The organism is Streptomyces bottropensis ATCC 25435, assembly GCF_000383595.1.
In the GTDB taxonomy this organism is placed as follows: Bacteria; Actinomycetota; Actinomycetes; order Streptomycetales; family Streptomycetaceae; genus Streptomyces; species Streptomyces bottropensis.
This window is the reverse complement of record NZ_KB911581.1, coordinates 5,888,637-5,906,229: the sequence shown is the minus strand read 5'-3', so window position 1 is coordinate 5,906,229 and position 17,593 is coordinate 5,888,637. Positions and strand designations below refer to the sequence as shown.

The window sequence follows — 17,593 nt, the reverse complement described above, 5'->3', positions numbered from 1 at the left end:
GCATGGGCAATGGCCCGGCTGGAAAGGCTATTTGGCCTTTCCGGTCGCCGAAGGGCCCAAAAGGCTCTGGGGAGACGGCCGTTGCGCGGCCCGGTCCCCGGCCGCTTTCCCGGCGCCCGCCAAAAAGGTACGCACCAATCCAGGGCCCTTTTCGGCGGCCACAACTCCGTGTGCCATCTTGTGCCTTGGAAGGAAACCCGCTCTGTGCACACCCCCCTCCCTCCCCGCCCCACCTACGCGCCCGCTCCCGGCCCGGTGCCCGGGGAGTCCGACGAGACTCTCGCCGCCCGACTGAGAGGCTGGCCGGAGGGCGGCACCGGCGACCCCGTCGCCCTGCTGATGGCACGGCACTGGCAGTCGACCTACGACTACGCCGCGATCTGTCTCGCCACGCAGTCCGGTGTCGCCTCGATGGTGACCGCCTCCGCGTTCCACCGGGTGCTCGACGGGCTGATGCGGGGCGAGTCGGGCGTCGCGCTGCGGCCCCGGCTGCTGGTGGCCGCACGCGACACCGTCAAGGAGTGGTCCGCGGACGAGGGTGTCTCCCAGGTGCTGTCCGACCTGAGGAAGCCCGCCGGCGGGCGTGGTATGCGGGCGGCGAAGTCCATGACGCCCGAAAATCGCAAGCTCATCGAGCGCTCTTTCCAGGCTCTTCCGGCGGTCTCCCAGTGCCTGTTGTGGCACACCGAAGTGGAAGCCGAAACGATAACCATACCCACTGGTCTGCTGGGGCTGGACGCCGACAGCGCGGTGGCCACGCTGGAACAGGCGCGCGAGAAATTCCGGGAGGGCTGCGTCCGCGCCCACCGGGAACTCGCGCCGTCCAAGGACTGCCGCTTCTACAACCGGCTGCTGGACGTGCCCATTCGCCGCGGCGGAGCCCTGCTGCCGGATGTCCAGCAGCATCTGCTGGAGTGCCGTTACTGCCGTTACGCCGCCGAGCAACTCAGCCATTTCGAGGGCGGACTCGGCGGTGTGATCGCCGAGGCCGTACTCGGCTGGGGGGCCCGGCGCTATCTCGACTCCCGGCCCGGCCGCATGCCGCTGAAGGGTGCCTCCAGACGTCCGGGGAGCGGTGGCCGGCACCGCCTGCTCTCCCAGATCCCCGCGCAGCGCCGCAAGCTCACCTCCGGCGCGCGCAACCCCCGGGCCCTGATCACCGTCGGGGTCTCCTCCGGCGCGCTGCTCGCGGCCGTCCTCGGCGCGGCGTTCCTCTCGGACGACGGCGGCGCGGCCGATCCGGCCGCCTCCACCAGCGCCACCGGAGGCGTCGCCACGGCGCCGGACACGGGCAACGAGACCACCAACGACACGGCCTCGCCGACCCCTCCGGCCTCGGCCGGACGGCCCACGGGACCCCAGCAGACACGGCTGCGCAACCAGGCCGCCGACCTGTGCCTCGACATCAAGGGAGGCAAGGCCGAAAAGGGTGCCTCCACCGAACTCGCGGCGTGCGACTCCGACTGGACCCAGAAGTGGTCCTACGAGGAGGACGGTCTGCTGCGCAGTGTCGCCGATCCCGAACTGTGCCTGGACTCCCAGGTCGACGCCGGAGTCGTCGTCCTCGGCAAGTGCGCCGACGAGGACTCCGAGCGCGGTGACGACGTGCGCTACGACTTGACCGTGCAGGGCGAGTTGCTGCCCCGCTGGGGCGAGGGGCTCGCCCTCGCCCCCATCGGCAGCGACCCCCGGGCCGACATCGTCATCAAGGTCCGGGACCACTCCGGCCGTCAGCACTGGCTCACCGACGGCGTGGCCGCCGGCCCCGACTCGCTCTCCGTCTCCGGCTCCGAGGCCGCCACGCCCGAGGCCGAGCCGGTCACCCGCGAGCCCGAGACGGACGCCTCCCCGGCGCCGGGACCGGAGAGGTCCGGCTCCCCGGAGCCGGGCCCGTCCCCCGAGGCGGAGGCCGAACAGAGCGGTTCGGTCCGGTCGGTGGCCGACGCCACGACGACGGAGACCGGGCCCGGCACCGGCTTCGGCTCGGGCACCGGCTTCGGCTCGGGCACCGGTTTCGGCACCGGCTTCGGCCCAGTGCCGGTACGTCCCCTGACGTCCCTCCACATTCCGCAACCCCTCACAGGGTTCAGCTGGTGAGGCGGAGCGGTCCTCGCGCGCGGGGGCGCGAGGACCGGCGGCGCGGTCAGGCGTCCGCGCCGACGAGGCTGTCGGGGCCGACCGAGGTCGGCGTACGGTGCCCGGACAACGCGAGCGTGAGGTCGAACTCGGCGAGCAGACACCGGATGACGTGTTCCACACCGGGCTGCCCGTCGAGGGCGAGACCGTAGACGTAGGGGCGCCCGAGAAGCACGGCCCGCGCGCCGAGGGCCAGCGCCTTGAAGACGTCGTCGCCGCCGCGGATCCCGCTGTCGAACAGCACGCTCACGCGGTCGCCGACCGCCCGGGCCACGCCCGGCAGCGCGTCGGCCGCCGCGACCCCGCCCGCCACCTGCCGGCCGCCGTGGTTGGACACCACCACCCCGTCCATCCCGGCGTCCGCGGCGAGCCGGGCGTCGTCGGGGTGCAGAACGCCCTTCAACACGATCGGCCCGTCCCAGTGTTCGCGCAGGAACGCCAGGTCGGGCCATGTCTTGGCGGGATCCCCGAACATGCCCGCGAAGTGCAGCACGGCCGCGTTCGGGTCCTCGTGGACCGGCTTGGCGAGGCCCGCACGGAACGCCGGGTCGGAGAAGTAGTTGGCGGTGCCGACGCCGTGCAGGAACGGCAGGTACGCCCGCTCCAAATCACGCGGCCGCCAGCCGAGCAGCGGGGTGTCCAGGGTGACGACGAGCACGGAGTACCCCGAGGCCCTCGCCCGGTCCAGGAAGCTCCGGGTGACCTCACGGTCCTTCGCCCAGTACAGCTGGAACCAGCGCTCCGCGTCGCCCAGCACCTCCGCGACCTGCTCCAGGGGCGTGCTGGACGCCGAGGACAGGATGTAGGGCACGCCCTGCGCGGCGGCGGCCCGCGCGGCCGCCACCTCCGCCTCCGGGTGCACGATCGACAGCACGCCCACCGGGGCCAGGGCCAGGGGCGCGGGCAGCGTGCGGCCCAGCACCTCGACGGACAGATCACGGTCGCTCACGTCCCGCAGCAGCCGTGGCACGATCCGCCGCCGCTCCAGCGCCGCCCGGTTGGCGCGGGCCGTGCCGCCGTCGCCCGCGCTGCCCGCCACGTAGCCGACGGGGCCCGCGCCGAGCCGGTGCTCGGCCAGCTCCTCCAGCCGGCGCAGATCGGTGGGCAGCCGCGGCACGGACCCGCTCATCCCGCCCAGGTAGATCTCGTACTGGAAGTCCGCCCAGTGCTTCGCCATCCGTCCGCCCTGCCCCTCGCCGTCGAGAACACCCCGCGTCGCCGACGATCCTGACGAGCGGGGCGGGTGCCGTCCAGCGTCGCGCATGGGGGAGGGCGCTTCGTCTCTTCCGCGGGGCCGAAATGGATGAATCGTCCAGCGTTCCCGGCCGTGCGGGTGCCGTGCGGGTGCCGTGCGGTGGCAGTGCGGGGGCCGTTCGGGCGGTTGTCGTGAGCGGAAGCGGAATGTTTCAGGCCTATTGCACAGCCGTGTGGATCCGGCCATTCATGATCACGGGGCGATCGGGAGCCGCTCAGAATCGGGGTTCGCATGGTCGGATTCCGTGACTTCGAGCCACTGATTCAATACTCAAAGTTACTGAAACGCGTGGGGTCGATGTGTGTTCCGGTCCCGGACCCGGCAGACTCGCGCTCGCCGATCCGGCACCGGCCGGGCCGGCTTCGTACACACGACCGATGTGACGGGGCCGCCCGGGAACTCCTGCAGAGCGGAAGGATGCACATCATGCGGAAGACCGCGCGTTGGGCAGCGACTCTCACCCTGACGGCCACCGCCGTCTGCGGTCCCCTCACGGGCTCCGCGCTCGCCGCCCCCGAGCCCGCCGCCGCCGGGCTCTACGCCCCCTCGGCCCTGGTGCTGACCACGGGCCACGGCGAGACCGCGGCGGCCGTCACCCCCGAGCGCGCGGTCACCCTGACCTGCGCGCCGAAAGCCTCCGGCACGCACCCGGCACCCGTCGACGCCTGCGCCGAGATCCGCCGCAGCGGCGGCGACTTCGACGCCCTGGTGGGCCGTGCCCACGCGATGTGCAACAAGCAGTACGACCCGGTGGTCGTCACCGTGGACGGTGTCTGGCAGGGCAAGCGCGTCGCATACGAGCGCGTCTTCGCCAACCCGTGTCTGAAGGACGCCGCCGCGAGCGTCCTGTACGCCTTCTGAGCATCCCCGACGACCAGGCCGCCTCGCGCGGCCGACAGACCGGGGTCGTGTGGTTCCGCGAGTGATGAGCTAGGGCCCGTGGCTGGGGAGCGCGAGCCCTGTCGCGGTGTGCCACATGATCCCGCCCGGGGGCCGGCCGAAGCGGAGTGGGGCCGCGGCCGGCCCCCGGCATCACCTCTGCCGGGGAGCCTGGGGCCGGTCACTCGGGAGCGATGCTCCAGCGTCCGACCTCCTGGTGCCCGGAGTCGTACAGGGGCTGGCCGTCACCGGGTTTGATCTCGCAGTGCCGGAGGTTGCCGCCCCAGTAGCGCAGGATGCGCTCCAGTTCCTGCACGGTGGTGCCCTCGTCCCAGTCCGTGCCGTCCAGGTCGACTTCGAGAAGAAATTTCACTGCGCGTGTCCCCGCTTCCGTGTCACTTCTGTGTCGCTCGGATTCCGTGCCGGCGTCCGCCGGAACGGAGGGTGTGCCTGGCGCGGTCCTTCAATCGTTTCATTGAACTGCTACTTGAGACTTGGCCGCTCCGGCGGGGGCGGCGCGGGGGGAACGGGAGGCAGCTCCGCGAGCGGCGGGAAGCGGCCGAGCAGCCGGGCGGCGCGCAACAGCCGGTGCATCAGGGGCTGGTCGCAGACGAGCCGGAGCCGTCCGCCGCGTGCCGTGGCCGTGGCCTCGGCCCGGCACAGCACGCGCAGGCCCGAGCAGTCGAAGAAGGCGACCTCGCGCAGGTCGACGAGCACGTCCGGCTCGCCGGGGCCCGTGGCGGCGGCCGTCAGGTGCGCGGCCACGAGATCCGCCGACGCGACGTCGATCTCGCCCGCGACCACGATCACGGTGTAGGGGCCGATCCGGCGGGTGCTCGCGTACGGGTTCGCGGGCGGGGCGGCAGGCGGGGAGTCGGCGGATTCCGTGGCCGGACCGGGTCCGGGCCCGGCGGCCGCGTCCTCGGGCCGGGGGGCGGCGCGGTCGTGGGCATCCGGAGTCATGGCGGCTCCACCTTGTCAGGGGTAGGGCGCGGTAGATCCCGTTAGCTACCCCGGCGCGGAGCCGGTCATCCCTTCCGAGCCGTGCGCAAGATCTACAGCACTCGAAAAGGTGAATTCCCCTTTTATGTATTGACGGTGGCAAAGTCTGCTGATCCGGAGAGTGTCGTCCCGGAGTGCGCCGGGCTGTCGTCCCGTCGGCGGCGGGGGCGTCAGTCGTGGTGGGACTCCTCCTGCGCCTGTTCGTTGGGCGTGATCGCGTCGCCCGCCTCGCCCCGGCGCCGCTTCTCGGGGTCGGTGACGCGGGTCTGCGCCTCCTCCGCCTCGTGCAGGACCTCCTCCAGGGCGGTGTCGGGTGTCTCGTCGGCGTTCCGCTCGTCGTGGTGGGTCATCGTGTGTGCCTTTCGGTGGGGGAGGGGTCAGCGGGCCGGCGCGGCGATGCGCAGGGGCACCGCGCCCGCTCTGCTCGACACGGCCGACCCGGTGGCCTCGACGTCCCGCGTCACCTCCGACCACCACGCCGGGCCGTCCTCGATGTGTCGCAGCAGCACGCCCTCACGGATCGCCCACGGGCAGATCGTCACGGACTTCAGGCCCGCGAGCTTCATCGTCGTGTGCCCGACCAGCGCCCCGGCGAGGCTCTGCTTCGCCCGGGGCGCCGAGATGCCCGGGAGCACCGACCGCTCGGCCGAGGGGAGGCGGGCGAGCCGCGCGATGGCGATCTCCAGGTCCGCGCACCGCAACTCCCGTTCCACGAAGGGCCCGTGCCGGCCCGGCGCAGACCCGCACAGCCGGGAGAGCTGCTGGAAGGTGCGCGAGGTGGCCACGGCGGTGCGCGGACCCTCCCAGCGGATGCGCGCGGAGACGTCCCGCAACTGATGACGGACCTTGCGCCGCAGTGCCTTGACGCTCTCCGGCGACGGAGGGTCCTGATCGAGGAAGAACTCGTGGGTCAGCCGGTTCGCGCCCAGCGGCAGCGAGGCCACGAAGTCCGGCAGTCGGCCGCGTCCGAAGGCCACCTCCAGCGAGCCGCCGCCGATGTCCAGCAGGGCGAGCGGCCCCGACCGCCAGCCCATCCAGCGTCGCGCCCCGAGGAAGGTCAGCTCGGCCTCCACCTCGCCGGGCAGGGTACAGATCGCTACCCCGGTCGCCGCGCGCACGGCCCGCAGCACGTCCTGGCAGTTCGGCGCGGAGCGCACCACGGCGGTCGCGAAGGCGAGCGGCGTCGACGCCCCCCATCTCTGCGCCGTCTGCGCCGCGGCCGCGACCGCGACACACAACTGCCGTACGGCCTCGTCGGGCACCTCACCCCCGGGCGTCACCTGCTCGGACAGCCGCAGGCGCCACTTCGCGGTGTGCACCGGCAACGGCACACCGCCCTCCGCGTCCGCCACGACCAGCCGTACGGTGTTCGATCCGACATCCACCACGCTCATCCGCATGACCGACGACGTACCCGTAAGCCGTCCGCCCACGCGTCCCCCGTTCGGCGGGCGGTGGCACGCGGTCGCATACCGGCCGCCCGGGCGCCGTCGCGCACGCCCGGCGGAGGGCGGATCGCGCGGTACCCGGGCCGCCCGGCGGGTCACGCCGGCCGGAGGGTGGACGTGCGCACTCCCGATCGGAATGATCAGCCTTATTGCCTATGATGCGCAGGTGCAGAACTACGACATCAGAGTGGCGGGACCGGGTGACCTCGACAGCGCCCGAACGGTGATGCTCGACACCGTCTACCGCGACTTCGGCACCGGCTATGTGCCGCGCTGGCACGGGGACATCATCGATCCGCTCGGCGCGTACGTCGCTCCCGGCCGGCATGTGCTGCTGGTGGCGGTCGACCGGCGGGACGGCGCGGTCGTCGCCACCGGGGCGCTGGACTCCCGGGGGCCCGCCCATCCGCCCAACCCCCGCTGGCTGGCCGAGCGTTACCCGTCCGGTGAGACCGCCCAGCTGCGCCGTGTGTACGTGCGCGCCGAGCACCGGCGGCGCGGCCTGGCCCGGCGCCTGGTCGCCGCGCTGCTGGACTTCGCGGCGGCCGACGGCGGTTACCGCTCGGTGTATCTGCACACCGACCCCGGGGTGCCCGGCGCCGAGGCCTTCTGGCGGTCGCAGGGCGTGGCCGTGTGTGACGAGCGCGAGGTGACGGGGGAGCGGGTCGTGCACTTCGAGATCCCGGTGTCCGAGACGGCCGGCCCCCTCATCGCGGGATGAAAATCATTCTCATGTAGGCTGCCTCGCGCACCACCGCCACCCCCGCTGTCCTCACAGAGAACCAAGGACCATGCGCACTCCCCGCCGCCGTCGCGTCGTCGCCGGCCTGCTCCTCACCCCCGTGCTGACCGGCTGCTTCGCCTCGGGCGGTGACACCGCCGACGGCGCCTCCTCCGACGGCTCCCGGCTGCGGGTGGCCCTGGCCTTCCCGCCCGCCGAGAACCTCTCCCCGTACGGAGCCGACGCCACCCTCCTCAGCCGGCTCGGGGTCACCGAGGGCCTCACCAAGCTCGACACCAACGGCACCCCCGCCCCCGCGCTCGCCGAGTCCTGGACCCGTGAGAACGACCGGAACTGGCTTTTCACCCTGCGGGAGGCCACCTTCCAGGACGGCACCGAGGTCACCCCGGCCGGCGTCGCCGCCGCCCTCGTCCACGCCACCGAGGCCGAGCCGGTCACCGCCGCGCTCTCCGGCATCACCCTCACCGCCGAGGCCGACGGCGACCGGCAGGTGAGGGTCACCACCGCGGACCCGGACCCCGCCCTGCCGCTCAGGCTCACCAGCCCCGGCCTCGCGATCCTGTCCGCCAAGGCATACGGCGCGAAGCGCGTGAACCCGGTCGGCACGGCCACCGGCCCCTTCGAGCTGACCAAGGTCACCGGCACCACCGCCGCCACCCTGGACCGCTACGACGCCTACTGGGGCGGCCGTGCCCAGTCGAGCGGCATCGACGCCCGCTTCATAGCCGACGGCTCCGCCCGCACCAACGCCCTGCGCACCGGCCAGGTCGACGTGGCCGAGTCCGTCCCCGTGGCCCAGGCGTCCACCCTGGACAAGGGCACCCGGCGCGAGACGGCCACCACCCGCACGGCCAGCCTCCTCCTCAACACAGAGTCCGGCGCTTTCAAGGACCCGAAGCTCCGGGCCGCCGCCCGCGAGGCCGTCGACGGCTCCGTCCTCGCCAAGGACGTCTACGAGGGCTACGCCGACGCCGGAGCCGGCATCTTCGGACCCGCCGTGACCTGGGCCGCCGGCAAGCGCGTCGCACCGGCCGGCCGCGCGAAGGCCGCCGCCCCGGACGGCACTTCCGTGACCATCGCCACCTACGACAACCGCCCCGAACTGCCCGAGGTCGCCCAGGTGCTGCAACAGCAGCTCCAGAAGGCCGGGTTCAAGGTGAAACTGGAGGTCCGCGAGTACTCCCGGCTGGAGAGCGACGCCCTCGCGGGCAAGTTCGACGCCCTCGTCGGCGCCCGCAACTCCCTGCTCGACACCGGCGACCCCGTCTCCATCCTCGCCAGCGACTTCACCTGCGACGGCAGTTACAACCTCGCCCTGCTCTGCGACAAGAAGGTCGACCGGGCCGTCGCCGCCGCCGCGAAGGAGTCCGACACCGCGAAGCGGCAGCAGGCGGCGATGAACGCCGAGGCCGCGATCCTCGGCACGGACGCCACCGTCCCGCTCGTCCACCAGAAGATCATCACCGGCGTCGGCACCTCGGTCCGGGGCGTGATCCTCGACCCGTACGAGCGCACCCTGGTCGGAACGGGGACCCGGCGCTGAGACGGATACTCTGGCGGGCCCTGCTCGCCGTCACGCTGCTGTGCGGCATCGGTCTGCTGCCGTGGCTGTCGCACACGGACCCGGCGCTCACCGTCCTCAAGGCGCGCTCGGCCGAACGCGACCCGACGCCGGAGGTCCTGGCGGCCGTACGCGAGGAGATCGGCCTCGACGCGGGCCCGTCGAAGCTCCTGGTCCAGTGGTGCGGCGGGCTGCTGCGCGGTGACGCGGGCCGCTCGTGGATCTCCGGCGCGGAGGTCACCCCCGCCGTCGTCCAGGCCCTCGGCGCCTCCCTGCTGCTGATGGCCACCGCGCTCCTCGTCGCGGCGGCCACGGCCGCGGCGGTCTGCGCCCGCACCCTCTGGCTCGGCGCGCACCGCCGCCTCGACGACCGACGCGGCGGCGGCAGCGCGGCCGCGATGCTCGCCGCGCTGCCCGAGTTCCTCACCGGCTCCGTGCTCGCCGTCGCCGTCGGGGTGCACCTCGGCTGGCTGCCCGCGCTCGGCTGGTACGGGCCGCGGTGGACGGTGCTGCCCGCCCTCGCCCTCGGTCTGCCCGCCGGCGCGCTGCTCGGCCGGATGCTCGACGACCTGCTCCCCGGCGCCTTCGCCGAACCCTGGGCGCTGGCCGCCGCCGCCCGCGGCATACCCGGGCGGGCCACCGCCCGCCAGGCCGTACGCCGCTGCATACCCGGACTCCTGCCCAACATCGGCCTGTTCGTGGTCGGGCTCACCGGCGGTGCCGTCACCGTGGAGCAGATCTTCGACATACCCGGCCTCGGCCGTACCGCCCTCCAGGCCGCCATCGCCCAGGACCTCCCCGTCCTCCAGGCCGGCACCCTCGCCCTCGTCCTGCTGGCCGCCCTCGCCGGAGCCCTCGCCCGCCTCGCCGCCCGCCTCCTCATCGGCCCGGCCCTCCGCGACGGCGCGCTGCACTCTCTGCACCGCCCGAACCCGCCGGCGCCACGCCGCTCCCCCCTCGTCCACGGCACCGTCCTGCTCACGGTCGTCGGGCTCGGCCTGACCCGCGACCCGCTCGCCCTCGACACCGGCGCCCGGCTCCGACCCCCGTCCTGGGCACACCCGTTGGGCACCGACGCACTCGGCCGGGACCTGCTCGCCCGTATCGGCCACGGGGCGTTCACGACTCTCGCCCTGGCGGTCACGATCAGCGCGGCCGCACTGCTGACGGGCCTTCTGCTCGGGCTGCTGCCCCGGCTCTCCGGGCCCCTCGTCGACACCGTCAACGCGATACCGGCGGTCCTCGCGGGCCTGCTCGTCGCCGGTGTCGCCGGCAGTGGGGCGACGACGCCCGCGCTGGCCGTCGCCGCCGTCGCCTGGGTGCCCCTGGCCGCGCACACCACGGCCCTGCTCGAACAGGAACGGGCCACGACGCACATCACGGCCACCAAGGGGCTCGGCGCGGGGGACGGCTATCTGCTCCGCCGCGAACTGCTGCCCGCCGTCCTGCCGCCCGTCGCCCGCCACGCCCTCCTCCGGCTGCCCGGCGTGGCCCTCGCCCTGACCTCCCTCGGCTTCCTCGGCCTCGGCGCACAGCCGCCCGACCCGGAATGGGGCCTCCTCCTCGCCGAGAACCAGCCCTACGCCGAACGCGCCCCCTGGGCCGTCCTCGCCCCCGCCACCGCCCTCGCCCTCCTCGGCGCGCTCGCGGTCACGGCGGCGGGCGGGGTGCGCCTGCCGCGCCGCCCGCTCGCCCGGGCGGCACGTCAACCGCGTCCGGCCGCCGCCACGACCGCCGGCGAGACCGGATGACCGGGCCCGAGGAGCAGCGAACGGTGACCGACGTCCCGACCCCCCGGACGACCGGCGGGACGCCCTTGGACACGGCCAAGCCCTCCCGGCGCGGCACCTGGGCGAAGCTCGACCCCCTGCTGAGGCTGCTGATCCTCACCCAGCTCGCCTTCAACGTCGGCTTCTACGCCGTGCTGCCGTTCCTCGCCGAGCACCTCGGCACGGCGATCGGCATGGCGGGCTGGATGGTCGGCTTCGTGCTCGGGCTGCGGACCTTCAGTCAGCAGGGGCTGTTCGTGGTGGGCGGTGCGCTGACCGACCGCTATGGGGTACGGCCCGTGGCGCTGGCCGGATGTCTGCTGCGGATCGCCGGGTTCGCGTGGCTCGGCTACGCGGACGAGACCTGGTCGGTCGTCGGCGCGGTCCTGCTCATCGGGTTCGCCGCCGCGTTGTTCTCCCCGGCCGTGGAGTCCGAGGTCGCCCGGCAGGCGGTGGTCTGGGAGACGTCGGGCGGCGGTCCCCGGACGAGCGTGCTCGCGCTGTTCACGGTGGCGGGGCAGGCGGGGGCGTTCGTCGGGCCGCTCATCGGCGCGTTGCTGCTGGCGGTGGACTACCGGGTGGTGTGCCTCGCGGGCGCCGGGGTCTTCGTGCTCGTCCTCGCCGGGCACGTCCGGCTGCTGCCGCGGCACCTTCCGGGGCGGGAGCGGGTCGCGGTGAAGGGCGGCCTCGGGGGGCTGCTGCGCAACCGGCGGTTCCTGGCGTTGTGCTGCGCGTACGGGGCGTATCTGCTGGCCTACAACCAGCTGTACCTGCTGCTGCCCGACGAGGTGGAGCGGGCCACCGGGTCGCAGACGGCGTTGGCCTGGCTGTTCGGGCTGTCCTCGTTGCTCGTCGTGACCGCGCAGCTGCCGCTCACGCGGTGGGTGGCTGAGCGGCTGGATCTGCGGCGGGCGATGACGGTGGGGTTGTTGCTGATCGCCGCCGGGTTCGCAGTGGTGGGTGGGGCGCTGCCCGCGGGGTGGACGGGGGGTGCGGGGTTGCTGCCGGCCGCCGGGTTCGTGGTGTTGCTGACGGTGGGGCAGATGCTGGTGGCGCCTGCCGCGCGGGCGTGGGTGCCGGATCTTGCGGCCGAGGGGCGGTTGGGGCTGTACACGGGGGCGATGTCGTCCGTGTCGGGGTTGATCGTGTTGGTGGGGAGTGCGGGGGTCGGGGCGTTGATGGATGCGGGGATGTCGGGGGTGGTGCCGTGGGTGGTGCTGGCGGTGGTCCCGGTGGCCTCGGTGCTGCTGCTGCCGCGCGGGATTCGTAGTCGGGTGCGGGTCCGGTGGGGTTTCCCGCGCAGTTCCCCGCGCCCCTGAGAAGCAGGGGCTGCGCCCCCTCGCGTATGGGCGCGGACATGAGGGAGGATGGATCGACGAGCACGGCAGCCTTGCTGATCTGGGAGCGTAGGGAACTCCATGATCCACAAGAGCCGTGCTGTTTCATGTCCGGCCATCGTTGATCATCCGACCAAACCGCGACCTACGGAACTCTCCTCGGGCCCCTGGTCCCATAGACCGCACCGACGCGTGATCCTCAATTACATCTGAGGAGATAGTCGCATGTACTAGTGCCATCGCGGATGCCTTTTTCGCTGTTCAAAACGTAGAAGCCCTGTGGCGCTGGAATCACAATCATAGTTTGCTCTTGCATTCGCTCCGAACTCGGGGCCACCTCCTTCTGCAAAGTTTCGAAAAGGTTGCTGCCCAGATTTAGGACATGGTGTGCTCGATATTTTCTCTGCTCCCATTTTTGGGCCGACGCAACCCATCCCGTTGCCGTGACCAGTGACTCCGCCCATGATTTGCCACTGTAGGGGGCCATATTTTTTTGCTGGCCTTTTAGTTCGTGTACAAGATCTCCGCTCGCCCTCTCGTGAAAGTCGGCCATGTGGATGTGCAACTGATCCTTGGTGCGGGCCGACTTCGAATTGATTCCCAATCCGGTGGACGCCGGGGGCATGTGCTTGCAAACATATTCCCAGGCGCTGTGCCAGTAATTGGGGGCCCCGGGTTGCCAGATCGTATAGCACTCGATGCCCTTCACGCGATCGATGGGAACCACCAGGCCGCCGTGCATCACGGCGCAGCGCTGTGCCTTGTCGACGTCCACGCAATTACCCGCACTGATGCACTCCTGAACCTTGAGCCAGAGACCATCTCTAGGACCGTGGTCACCTGGCTCGCCACAGTTCTTTGGGTCGAGGCGTGAAGCCGGGGTGTTTTCTGGCTGCGTATCGTACATGCGAAATCTCCGCGCTTGGGGGCAGCCCGCAGCCGCCCGCTCGGAACCGCTTTGCGTCGGCCCTGTCAATCAACAACCATATTTCCGACCTGGGGTGGGCGCGTAATCCCCCCGGCCTCTGAACCAGCCTTATGGGGTAACGCACCTTCCGGCCCTGACGTGAACTCCACGAACGGCAGCCTGCGGTCCCGGGCGAGGCCGTCAGGCACACAGCCCTGCTTCCTGGAAAACGCGCAGCTTTGCCGGGACTACCTGCACGGCGCGTACGTCCTGATCCTGGTCCTCTGCCTCCGTGAGGGGGAGGTCCTCGGCCTCGTCTGGCCGGAATCGAAACAGGCTTGGACTAATTCCCGAATCGTGGATGCTAAAGGTTGTCCCGTAACATCTACGACGCCGAGTTCCGGGCGCGGTGACGGACAGAGCGCCGATCGGCCGGTCCTGCTCGTCGGCGGTCACGAGAGTCAGGCTGACGCTGGCCATCGAATCGGCCATCGAGTGCCCGATCGTCCTGCGCGCGAAGTCCTCGATAGCCGAGTGGGCCCACCGCTGCGATCAGGCGGTACTGGCCCGGATGGGCTGTCCCTTCGATCCGTTCGCCGGCCGCTTCCGGGCGCCGGGAGAGCGGACCTTGCGGGACGTCTTCGCCCGGGTCGACCCCGGCGCTCTCGCAGCGGCCGGATTCGCCCGACTCACCTCTCTGACACCGTCCGTGGTAGGGCCGCTGGGCCCGGAGGGCATTCCGGAGCGCGAGCAGCGCCGCGCCCACCGGACCTCCGCACGCAGCCGGGATCAGCGCCGGCGCCGGCGGGCGTTCGCGGTCGACGGCACGTGCCTGCGCGGAGCCGTCCGCGCTGATGGCAGCCGGGTATTCGTGCTGACCGCTGTCCGTCACGATGACGCGCTGACCACGGCCCTGCGTGAGATCGGCGCGAAAGCCAACGAGATAACCGAGTTCGCCCCGCTGTTGGACACCATCGACGACCAGGACCTCAACGATGCCGTGGTCACGGTCGACGCCCTCCACGCAGCGGGCCCATGCCACCTACCTCGTTAAACAGCGCAAGGTCCACTACCTACTCTCCGTGAAGTCCAACCAGCCTAAACTGGCAGGCCAGTTGAGCCGCCTTCCCTGGAAGCGGGCCCCAGTCATGGACCGCTCCCGCGACCGGGGCCATGGACGTGAAGAGATCCGCGAACCGCAGGTCGTCACCGTCGACGGCCTCCTGTTCCCGCATGCCCGCCAGGTCATGCGGATCCGTCGCAAGCGACGCCGGACCGGCACCCGGAAGTGGTCGACCGAGACCGTCTACGCGGTCACCGACCTCGAAGCCCACGAAGCCTCCCCGGCCGAGCCGGCCGCCTGGAGCAGGGGACACCGGATCATCGAAAACAAGATCCACTGGGTCAAGGACGTCACCTTCGCCGAGGACGCCAGCCAGGTCCGCCGCCACCGCACACCTGCCGTCATGAGCTCCCTCGCGACCTCGCCCGGGCAACCCCCCACCGAGCCGGCTGGGCCGACATCGCCAACGGGCGACGCGCTCACACCCGCCCGGAGGACGTCCTCACCCTTCACGGCAACCCACGATCAAAAGCGGACGTTCCGGATTCTCCCCGTGGCCTTGGCCTGAGAAGCAGGGGGCGCAGCCCTTGCCTCTCAGGGGCGCGGGGAACTGCGCGAGAAGCCCCACCGGACCCGCACCCGACAGCGAACCGCCAGAGGCGACGGGGGACCTAGGCCAGTTGTCGGCGGACCAGTTCGTGCAGGTGGCCCCTGGGGTCGGCCAGGAGTTCCGCCGGGGCGCCCACCTCCGCCACCTTTCCCTCCTCCATCACGACCACCCGGTCCGCGTCCATGACCGTGGACAGCCGATGCGCGATCACGACCCGCGTCGCGTTCAACGCCCGCGTGCTCTCGATGACCGTCCGCTGCGTCTCGTTGTCGAGCGCGCTCGTGGCCTCGTCGAAGAAGAGGATGCGCGGACGGCGGATCAACGCCTGGGCGATCATCAGGCGTTGGCGCTGGCCCCCGGAGATCGCGCCGTTGCCCTGGACGATGGTGTGCAGCCCCATCGGCATCAGCTGGATGTCCTCCGCCAGCCCCGCCATCGCGGCAGCGGCCATCGCCTCCTCCGGAGTGAACGGCTCGGTGCCGCAGATGACGTCCAGGATGGAGCCCGTGAACGGCTGCGCGTGCTGGAGGACGACACCGCACTGCCGTCGCACGGCGGAGGGGTCGAGGGCGCCCAGGTCCTGGCCGTCGTACAGGACGCTCCCCGACACCGGCTTGTCGAAGCCGATGAGCAGGCGCAGCAGGGTCGACTTCCCGCAGCCGCTCGGACCGACGATCGCCACGAACTCCCCGGGAGCGACGGCGAGGGACACGTCGTCCAGCACCAGGGGGCCGTCGTCGGCGTAGCGGAAGGAGAGTCGCCGGGCCTCCAGCGCGCCCGACAGCACCCCCGGCCGGGTGCTCGCCGTGCGGACCTCCGGGGCCGCCTCCAGCACGGGCTTCAGCTCCTCGAACAGCGGCAGCACCGCGACCGCCGACACGAACGCCCCCGTCAGCTGGGTGACCGACGTCAGCAGCATCGTCACCGAGGTGTTGAAGGTGAGGAACTCCGCCGCCGACATCGAACCCCGGGCCGGGCCCGCCAGCAGCATGAACATCAGCAGGGTGCACAGCGGCAGATACACCGCGCCCAGCACGGTGTTGAGGTTCTTGATCCCGCCGACCTTCTGCTGCAGCTCCCGGCTGCGTGCGAACTCGCCCGCCCAGGCCGCGTACGCGTAGTTCTCGGCGGCGGCCACCCGTAGCTTCGGCAGGCCCCGCAGGGTCTGGTACGCCTGGTTGTTCAGCTTGTTGCCCAGTACCACCAGATGGCGCTGCCAGCGGACCTGCCACAGGCCGAGGCCCAGGAACACGGCGGCCACGATCACCAGCATGCCGATCGCCGCCAGGGCCATCGGCACGCTGAACCAGAGCAGCAGACCGAGGTTCACGGCACCGATCGTCACCGACTGCGCGACCACCGGGCCGACCCCGGCCAGGGTGCGGCGGATCGCGCTGATGCCCATGGCCGCGCCGGCCAGCTCACCGGTCGAACGAGAGGCGAAGAACGTCGTGGGGAGCCTCAACAGGCGGTCCCAGACGGCGGGTTGGAGTGTCGCCTCGATCCGGCCCTCCATCCGGAGGATCGTCAGGTTCTGGAGCAGCAGGAACGCGGCCGACACCACACTCGCGAGCATGATCGCCAGACAGACCCGCACGATCAGGTCCTCCTGCGCCTTCGGCACGTACTCGCCCAGGATCGTGCCGGTCGCCACGGGCACGAGCGAGCCGAGAACGACCGTCACCAGGCCGCTCAGCAGCAGGCCCGTCAGATCGCCACCGGTGCCGTGGAGGCTGAACCGCATCAGCCGCAGCGGGGTCAGCGCCCGTTCGGGCAGCGGCCGGTAGAACATCACGGCACGCGGCTCGAACTCCGCCGCGTTCGCCTTCTCGACCGGAGTCTCCCGGCCGGACGACGGCTGCACGGCCACATAGCCCCCGCGCCGCCACAGCAGCGCCACCGGCGCGCCGGACAGGGCGCGGTGCCCGACCAGCGGGCCCACGTTCTCCCGCCACCAGTTCCCGGCGAGACGGACGGCACGGACCCGGACCCGGGAAGCGAGCGCGATACGTTCCACCGGGTCGAGCCGGTCGCTCTCGGTGCCGCTCTGCGCCGGCTCCGAGAGCGTGATGCCGGCCGTCCGCGCGACGAGCACGCAGGCCGCGTACGTGGCGTCGGCGTCGGCGGCCGTGGCGGGCCGCTTCGCGGAGGATCTGCCGATGGAGGCGAGCAGCGTGCGGTCGGCCTGGGCGCGCACCGCCTCACCGGCCTTGATCCCGGCGGCCGTACGGTCCTCGTGGGTGCGCTCCAGCTGCTCGATCCAGCGGTCCAGCGTGGCCAGCAGCCGGAACTGCTGGTCGACCATGCTCTGCCAGACCCCCGGGTCCATCAGCAGGTCGGCCGCCGCCTGCGCGCCGTACAGCGAGCCGTACTGGACGCTGCCGGGTGGCACCCGCATCCAGAACACGTCGTCGTCGGTGGGCGCGGCGGCCTGCTCGGTGGCCATCGGCGCCTGGAAGAGGATGGACAGGCCCCGGCCGACGCCCAGGGCGAGGGCGTGTTCGAGGGGGCTCGTCCGGGGAGACACGAGCTGCGGGTTGCCCCACGCGTCGTACGACCAGGTCTCGGTGCCCCCCTGTGGGTACAGCTCACGCAGGCCGATGCGCCGCACCACGCAGTCGCGCGACGGCCGGGCCACCAGGGTGTGCTGGGGCCCGGCGACCGGACCGAGCAGCAGCGCGCCCGCTTCGAGACGGCCCAGGTGGTGCCAGTGGCCCTGCCGGCCGGCGTCGACCGCGAACAGGTCCAGCGCGCCGGACGCCACCAGCCACAGGGTCTGCGGGCCTTCGAGGTCGAGCCGGGTGTGGCCGGCGCAGTCGAGGGGCGTGCCCAGCGCGCCGAGCGCGCCGAGGACGAGGTCGCCCTCCTGGGGTACGGCGGTCAT

Annotated in this window: 15 protein-coding genes; 8 read left to right on the top strand and 7 right to left on the bottom strand. The window is 72.0% G+C overall.

Going from position 1 to position 17,593, the window contains the following annotated elements; all coding sequences use genetic code 11:
* Nucleotides 1–204 precede the first annotated feature (204 nt).
* Nucleotides 205–2,097: a ricin-type beta-trefoil lectin domain protein gene (locus STRBO_RS0126315; protein WP_020115101.1), complete on the top strand. Its 1,893-nt coding sequence runs from the start codon at nt 205–207 to the stop codon at nt 2,095–2,097.
* A 46-nt stretch (nt 2,098–2,143) separates the two neighbouring features.
* Here STRBO_RS0126315 and STRBO_RS0126310 read toward each other — a convergent pair whose 3' ends face one another.
* Entirely contained in the window at nt 2,144–3,313 is a 1,170-nt protein-coding gene (locus STRBO_RS0126310; protein WP_020115100.1) for a lactate 2-monooxygenase, read from the bottom strand.
* A gap of 504 nt (nt 3,314–3,817) precedes the next feature.
* Between STRBO_RS0126310 and STRBO_RS0126305 the strand changes: the two genes are divergently transcribed.
* Nucleotides 3,818–4,252 (top strand): protease inhibitor, encoded by a 435-nt coding sequence (locus tag STRBO_RS0126305; RefSeq protein WP_020115099.1) that lies wholly within the window; start codon nt 3,818–3,820, stop codon nt 4,250–4,252.
* Nucleotides 4,253–4,451: 199 nt separating this feature from the next.
* On the opposite strand, the gene STRBO_RS0126300 is transcribed toward STRBO_RS0126305, so the two are convergent.
* From STRBO_RS0126300 to STRBO_RS0126285, 4 genes are all read right to left on the bottom strand, one after another.
* A complete protein-coding gene (locus tag STRBO_RS0126300; RefSeq protein ID WP_005484023.1) occupies nt 4,452–4,643 on the bottom strand; it encodes a hypothetical protein in 192 nt (63 codons plus the stop codon).
* 110 nt (nt 4,644–4,753) lie between these two features.
* Entirely contained in the window at nt 4,754–5,233 is a 480-nt protein-coding gene (locus tag STRBO_RS0126295) for an anti-sigma factor antagonist (RefSeq protein ID WP_005484022.1), read from the bottom strand.
* A gap of 209 nt (nt 5,234–5,442) precedes the next feature.
* Nucleotides 5,443–5,622, bottom strand: coding sequence for a hypothetical protein (locus STRBO_RS0126290; RefSeq protein WP_005484021.1), 180 nt, complete (start codon nt 5,620–5,622; stop codon nt 5,443–5,445).
* 27 nt (nt 5,623–5,649) lie between these two features.
* Complete coding sequence (locus STRBO_RS0126285; protein ID WP_020115098.1) at nt 5,650–6,672, bottom strand: Ppx/GppA family phosphatase; 1,023 nt, start codon at nt 6,670–6,672, stop codon at nt 5,650–5,652.
* A 214-nt stretch (nt 6,673–6,886) separates the two neighbouring features.
* On the opposite strand from STRBO_RS0126285, the gene STRBO_RS0126280 reads away from it, so the two are divergent.
* From STRBO_RS0126280 to STRBO_RS0126265, 4 genes are all read left to right on the top strand, one after another.
* Complete coding sequence (locus STRBO_RS0126280; RefSeq protein WP_020115097.1) at nt 6,887–7,441, top strand: GNAT family N-acetyltransferase; 555 nt, start codon at nt 6,887–6,889, stop codon at nt 7,439–7,441.
* Nucleotides 7,442–7,511: 70 nt separating this feature from the next.
* A complete protein-coding gene (locus tag STRBO_RS0126275; RefSeq protein WP_005484016.1) occupies nt 7,512–9,005 on the top strand; it encodes an ABC transporter substrate-binding protein in 1,494 nt (497 codons plus the stop codon).
* Nucleotides 9,006–9,304: 299 nt separating this feature from the next.
* Nucleotides 9,305–10,774, top strand: coding sequence for an ABC transporter permease subunit (locus tag STRBO_RS0126270; protein ID WP_005484015.1), 1,470 nt, complete (start codon nt 9,305–9,307; stop codon nt 10,772–10,774).
* Nucleotides 10,771–12,111 carry an MDR family MFS transporter gene (locus tag STRBO_RS0126265; RefSeq protein WP_005484014.1) on the top strand — a complete coding sequence of 447 codons (1,341 nt, stop codon included), beginning with the start codon at nt 10,771–10,773 and terminating at the stop codon, nt 12,109–12,111. Before STRBO_RS0126270 ends, STRBO_RS0126265 begins: the two co-directional genes overlap by 4 nt.
* 217 nt (nt 12,112–12,328) lie before the next feature.
* Here STRBO_RS0126265 and STRBO_RS42245 read toward each other — a convergent pair whose 3' ends face one another.
* On the bottom strand, nt 12,329–13,036 hold the full coding sequence (locus STRBO_RS42245; protein WP_078531591.1) for a CDP-diacylglycerol diphosphatase: 708 nt from the start codon (nt 13,034–13,036) through the stop codon (nt 12,329–12,331).
* Between the two features lie 409 nt (nt 13,037–13,445).
* Between STRBO_RS42245 and STRBO_RS46070 the strand changes: the two genes are divergently transcribed.
* Nucleotides 13,446–14,090 carry a hypothetical protein gene (locus STRBO_RS46070; protein WP_005484012.1) on the top strand — a complete coding sequence of 215 codons (645 nt, stop codon included), beginning with the start codon at nt 13,446–13,448 and terminating at the stop codon, nt 14,088–14,090.
* Nucleotides 14,032–14,667 (top strand): ISAs1 family transposase, encoded by a 636-nt coding sequence (locus tag STRBO_RS46065; RefSeq protein WP_078531589.1) that lies wholly within the window; start codon nt 14,032–14,034, stop codon nt 14,665–14,667. The genes STRBO_RS46070 and STRBO_RS46065 overlap by 59 nt, the downstream gene beginning before the upstream one ends.
* A gap of 103 nt (nt 14,668–14,770) precedes the next feature.
* Here STRBO_RS46065 and STRBO_RS0126255 read toward each other — a convergent pair whose 3' ends face one another.
* Nucleotides 14,771–17,593: an NHLP bacteriocin export ABC transporter permease/ATPase subunit gene (locus STRBO_RS0126255; RefSeq protein ID WP_005484009.1), complete on the bottom strand. Its 2,823-nt coding sequence runs from the start codon at nt 17,591–17,593 to the stop codon at nt 14,771–14,773.

Coding starts and splice junctions, on each gene's coding strand:
- STRBO_RS0126255 (WP_005484009.1), bottom strand. CDS start 17,593: ATGACCGCCGTACCCCAGGAGGGCGACCTCGTCCTCGGCGCGCTCGGC.
- STRBO_RS0126270 (WP_005484015.1), top strand. CDS start 9,305: ATGGCCACCGCGCTCCTCGTCGCGGCGGCCACGGCCGCGGCGGTCTGC.
- STRBO_RS0126310 (WP_020115100.1), bottom strand. CDS start 3,313: ATGGCGAAGCACTGGGCGGACTTCCAGTACGAGATCTACCTGGGCGGG.
- STRBO_RS0126295 (WP_005484022.1), bottom strand. CDS start 5,233: ATGACTCCGGATGCCCACGACCGCGCCGCCCCCCGGCCCGAGGACGCG.
- STRBO_RS0126290 (WP_005484021.1), bottom strand. CDS start 5,622: ATGACCCACCACGACGAGCGGAACGCCGACGAGACACCCGACACCGCC.
- STRBO_RS0126265 (WP_005484014.1), top strand. CDS start 10,771: ATGACCGGGCCCGAGGAGCAGCGAACGGTGACCGACGTCCCGACCCCC.
- STRBO_RS42245 (WP_078531591.1), bottom strand. CDS start 13,036: ATGTACGATACGCAGCCAGAAAACACCCCGGCTTCACGCCTCGACCCA.
- STRBO_RS0126285 (WP_020115098.1), bottom strand. CDS start 6,672: ATGCGGATGAGCGTGGTGGATGTCGGATCGAACACCGTACGGCTGGTC.
- STRBO_RS0126275 (WP_005484016.1), top strand. CDS start 7,512: ATGCGCACTCCCCGCCGCCGTCGCGTCGTCGCCGGCCTGCTCCTCACC.
- STRBO_RS46065 (WP_078531589.1), top strand. CDS start 14,032: ATGCCGTGGTCACGGTCGACGCCCTCCACGCAGCGGGCCCATGCCACC.
- STRBO_RS0126305 (WP_020115099.1), top strand. CDS start 3,818: ATGCGGAAGACCGCGCGTTGGGCAGCGACTCTCACCCTGACGGCCACC.